The following is a 1,145-nucleotide window of genomic DNA, read 5'->3' as shown; positions in this document are numbered from 1 at the left end:
GCTGATCACCGCTTGAGCAGGGGATAGGTAACCACCTTTACGAACGTTCAAACTCGCGATGACGCCATCTTCCGGAGCTTTAATTTCAATAGTTTGTGATGCTTTCCCACGTTGAGTGATGGCTCTGATTTGAGAGCGATCAACACCCAGTGTCACCAAACGTTCTGTCGCGCCTTTCACTAGGCCACTACGCCCAGTTCGGTAGGCGTTCAGCAGCTCTTCTTGTGCTTTGACTAGCTCGGGAGAATACAACGTGAACAGCACGTCGCCTTTGTTGACCTTTTCACCCACGGCATTGATGTAAAGCTTTTCAACCCAGCCCGCCACGCGAACGTTGGTTTGCCACAAATGGCTTTCGTCAAACGCGATATAGCCGACAGTTTCAATCCGAGGTGAAAGTTGCTCTAAAGAGACTTGAGCGGTTTTTACACCTAAGTTGTTTTCAACCGATGGGTCAATTTTTACCGTGCCGGGTTTGTCTTGTTCACCTGCGAGATCTTCGGCGTACACTGGGATCAAGTCCATACCCATTGGCGATTTGCCCGGTTTGTCGCGCTTATAATTTGGATCCATTGGCGCAACCCAATAGAGTGGATCGTTTGAGCTGCTCGCAGCGCTACCGCCTGTGCCGCTCATGTCGTGGTTTGCATCAGATAGGTACTGATTAACGCCAAACCCTAGTGCCCCGCCAACAAGCAGAGCGATGGTTGCTATCTTGATTGAATTTGAACTCATTCCTAATTCCTTATTTTCCCCATGAGGCATGACAGCGATGTTGATTGTTTATTGGTGTGCATTCGCCATCGTCCCCAAACTTGGGTTCTTTCATGTTTTTGTTTTAGTTCGCGCTTGCTTCAGGCGTGATGTTGGGTGTGGATACTTGATATTCGAAACCACCCAATAAAGCCGCTAAGTTGCTGTTTACGATGTTTAAATCGGTAATAAGACGTTGCTGTTCGAGCTTTAGCGCCAGCTCGTCTGTGCTTGCCATGATCACGTCATTAAACTGTGCGGTGTTGTTTTGATAACCCCTTTCTACCGCGTGAATACGAGCTTGAACTTGGGGAAGTAAGGTGGATTGATAACGCTCTAAACGCTGACTCAAGTTGGCGCGATCAACCAGCAATGTGTTGACCTTCGCGTTC

General features: G+C 48.4%; 1 protein-coding gene and 1 pseudogene. Both read right to left on the bottom strand.

The genetic code is table 11. The features are described 5' to 3' along the window. A partial coding sequence (locus R7Q47_RS25825; RefSeq protein ID WP_318090205.1) for an efflux RND transporter periplasmic adaptor subunit occupies positions 1–735 on the bottom strand: 735 nt, incomplete at its 3' end. Between the two features lie 103 nt (positions 736–838). Beyond that, positions 839–1,145, bottom strand: a pseudogene (locus R7Q47_RS25820) (copper transporter); the annotation flags it as partial.

The sequence above is a fragment of the Vibrio sp. Vb0349 genome (genome assembly GCF_033338975.1).
Note: the sequence above shows the minus strand (reverse complement) of the source record. Positions and strands in the feature narration are given on the sequence as shown.